The organism is Bacteroides xylanisolvens XB1A (assembly GCF_000210075.1).
Classification (GTDB): Bacteria; Bacteroidota; Bacteroidia; order Bacteroidales; family Bacteroidaceae; genus Bacteroides; species Bacteroides xylanisolvens.
Genome location: NC_021017.1, coordinates 558,382 through 562,184, shown reverse-complemented (window position 1 = coordinate 562,184; position 3,803 = coordinate 558,382). Strand labels below are relative to the sequence as shown.

Here is a 3,803-nt window from a genome sequence, read left to right as displayed (position 1 = left end):
TTACTTCAATAGCGGAAGCTGGTACCCATCCTACTTTTCCATCTTCCAACCGAATTTCTTTCCATTCTTTCATAGAGTTGTCCTTGACGTTTACCTTTCTCCCTTCATGCAGAATAAACAAACTGGTACCACTCTCGCTTGGAGTACTTCGAACTGTTACACTTGGGTTCATTACTATAGCTTCATTTCGATTGACTAAATGTTCTTTTTGTTGTGAAGCAAAAAGATTAGAGCAAATGGTGACAATCAGAAAAACGATTCCTAATATGAAGCCTACTTTCTTTAACACAATCTGTTTAGAGAATATAAAAAAGTAAAGAGCTATAATCAATAGAATAAAGGATACAATACCCCATGTGGCCCATGCATCTACACTCATGCTATTTGTCAGAGATTTGATCCATGAAACAAAGAACACTTCAGGAACAGGCTCAACTTTGTCTATTGTCTTTGCGCGTGCCACTTCAAGATTAGCACGTATATCGCCGTTTCCTGGTTGCAATAACAAGGCACGCTCATAATTTAAAACAGCTTTCGCTATCTCTCCTATTTTATAATAACTATTTCCCAAATTGTAATAAACGTCAGCAGCTTCTCCATTTTTTAATAATGCTTCATATATTTGAATAGCTGCTGCATAATCTTCTTTTATATATGCGGAATCGCCTTCAGCTTTTGTGGCATCTTCCAGTGTGTTACTGGAAAATGTGGTATGTGAAGCGTGGATAGAATCAGCTCCATTGGTTTGTTTAGAATCAATGTTTAACGAATCTTGTGCAAAACAAGTAAGTGACATTGATAATAATATAAAAAATAATATCTTTTTCATGACACAATCTCTTCTGGGTTAATGTTTTATCGAATTCTCCATTTTGCTTATTACTTCTATTGAAGAAGAATAAACTTTATCCATGGCTTGATTTTCATCACCTGGAGCAAACCGGGCAAATTCACAGTCATTCAATGCATTCAGGAATTCTTTGATTAGTTCCTCATTTACTCCATGATTTCTTAGCTTCTCTTCAATATTATCTTTAGATAAACGAGATACCGGAATATTCAGTTTGTCACTTATATATCCCCACAGTGCCTTTAAAACTTCATCATAGAAAGCATCTTTCTTATTTCCGGAGAGTAATTTTCCAGCTAACTTCATACGTTTTGTTGCTACTTTATTGGCTTTCTTCGTACGCATTTTAGCTACGTTCGCATTTTCAGCAGCTTGCTTACGATAAATAATAAAGAAAATAATAAAGGCAAGAGCGGGAATGATATAGAATAGCCAATATGTCATTGAACCATAGAAGAAACTTCCTTTAGGCTGGAGAGTAACTTCGTTTTGTTTGATGTAACGGATGTCCTCACCTAATACTTTCAAATCCTCTTTATTAGTGAAGTTAGCAATTACTTGATCTGCATTACCCGCACCTTTCTCAACGTTTATTACATATTCTTCTGTTTTCAGCGTTTTATAAGATTTGGAGCGAATATCAAAATAACTGAAAGATACTCCTGGAATCTTATATGTTCCAGCATGCCGCGGAATTGCTAAATATTCGATAACCTTATTACCTGTAAGTCCTTCCCGGGTTAATCTGACTTGATTGTCTACTTTGGGATCGTATACTTCAAAATCATCTGGGAATTTAATTTCCGGATTAGAAATTAACTTCAGATTACCTGTACCGGATATTACTAATTTAATAGTAATAGCATCATTGGTTTTCAGTTCCTTGTTGTTGATAGATGAAGAAATATTGAACTCTCCCACTCCACCGGAGAAATCTGCCGGTTTACCTGCAGGAAGCGGATTTACATTTATTGCTATCTTAGGGGTGGAAATTGATTTTTTTATTTCAATGACATTACTTCCTCCATTGAAGAAAGCATCAAAAGGATCATCAGATTGTACAGGTTTACCAACTGTCATCTGGAATTGAGCAGGATCAATATATAGTTTTCCTGATTGTTGCGGGAAGAGAACGAACTGACGATAAACTGTCGTATAGTAATTACGTCCCTGATAATGTTCCGGAGTCCATCTCGCATTTGTAGTCATTTCGATTTCTTGAGAATGGAAGCCTTTAAAGTCGGGTAACTTTGCATTATTCAGTTGTAAATTGGATTCTCTGGTGTATATTTTATAGGTCAGGACAAATGCTTCCTGTTCGTACACATTCGTTTTACTGGCACTTGCTGTAATAAACAAGTCTTGGTTAGAGACCCCTGTACCAGATGAGGAATGTGTAGAAGAACTACTGCTACTATTGCTACCACCTTGATCTTGTGGCAATACTTTAATCCTTACTGAATTTGATACCATTTGATCGCCATCAGCAATAATTGAGGCACCGGGTATTGTGTATTCTCCGGCATTATTCGCCATTAATATATATGTGAATGTAATACTACTAGTAGACGTAACATTACCATTTACTATTTGAGTATTACTTTGTTGTGAACGGCTTGGCCCCATCAACACATCAAAACCTTTGATCGATGGTGCCCGGAAATCTTTCACTTTTTGTGTAGTAACAGTATACGACAGCCTGAACTGGTCGCCTACTACCACTGCGTCAGGAGCAGAAGCAGTAAAAGACACTTTATCAGCAAGCATCTGAGTGCTATATGCTATCAATGCCATCAATATAATAATCAGTTTTTTCATTGCTTATGAAATTTATATCATCAACTTTATATTACCAATCTTTTTCTAAGCGACCACCTTGCATAACTTTTTGTTGCTTTTTCACTTTGTCTTGCACATCTTTTTCATCCTGCATTACAGAATTCAGCAATTGTTCAGCATTCTCCTTTGACATCTGATTATCTTGTTTTTTTTCTGACTTCGGTGGTTGCTGCTGATCTTTCTTTTCATCTTGTTTCTGATCTTTCTGCTTGTCTTTATTCTGGTCTTGTTTTTGATCTTGCTTTTGTTGATCTTTATTCTGATCCTGATTTTGGTCTTGATTCTGCTGATTTTGTTGATCTTTCAACATTTTCTGTGCAAGAGCCAAATTGTACCGGGTTTCATGATCGGCAGGATTATTACGCAGTGACATTTTATAGGCGTCCACAGCCTTTGCATAATCTTTACCAGCTTGGAAAAGTACTCCCATATTGTGGTAGATATGAGCGAGCTTCATTTTATCCTTTTCAATTTTGCTGGCCGATACGTATTGTTCCATGGCATCCTGAAACTTTTGCTGTTGCGAAAGAGTATTTCCCAAATTGTACATAGATACTGTAGACTTGGGATTTGCTTCCAGAGCTTTCCGGTAGTTTACCTCTGCGTCAACAAATACACTATCATTAAACAGGCGGTTTCCCTTACGGATATAGTCGCGTTCTGCTTTCTGAGCCGAGACACCGGCTGTCGCTAACAGAAATACAGCGAATAGAATATATTTACTTTTTAACATACGTATAACTATTTCTTATTAGAAAACAGGTGAATGTTCTTAAATAAAGGATTCTTGCGGTCCAAAATTAAGATTTCTGCCAATAACAATAGTAGAATAACCCATGCAATAGCTTGGAATTGTTCGTTAAACTCTGTATATACTTTTGACTCTACATCAGACTTCGCCATTTTGTTCACTTCTTGATTAATAGCTCTTTGGGCTGAATTAGAGTTGTCTACTCGTACATATATACCTTTTCCTTCCTTAGCAATTTCTTGGCACATAGCTTCATTCAAACGGGTAACAATCACATTACCTTCCCGGTCGCGGCGATAATCATTCGTACCTTCTACCGGAATGGGGGCACCATCAGGCATACCTACTCCCAATACACTTACT

Annotated in this window: 3 protein-coding genes and 1 pseudogene; all 4 read right to left on the bottom strand. The window is 36.9% G+C overall.

Features of this window, described 5'->3' with window-relative positions:
* Positions 1-829 (bottom strand): tetratricopeptide repeat protein (locus BXY_RS02240; RefSeq protein ID WP_208946724.1); only part of this gene is annotated, 829 nt, incomplete at its 3' end.
* 18 nt (positions 830-847) lie between these two features.
* Entirely contained in the window at positions 848-2,668 is a 1,821-nt protein-coding gene (locus BXY_RS02235) for a BatD family protein (RefSeq protein WP_015531112.1), read from the bottom strand.
* A 31-nt stretch (positions 2,669-2,699) separates the two neighbouring features.
* Positions 2,700-3,422: a tetratricopeptide repeat protein gene (locus BXY_RS02230; RefSeq protein WP_015531111.1), complete on the bottom strand. Its 723-nt coding sequence runs from the start codon at positions 3,420-3,422 to the stop codon at positions 2,700-2,702.
* An 8-nt stretch (positions 3,423-3,430) separates the two neighbouring features.
* Positions 3,431-3,803 (bottom strand): annotated as a pseudogene (locus tag BXY_RS02225) (hypothetical protein); the annotation flags it as partial.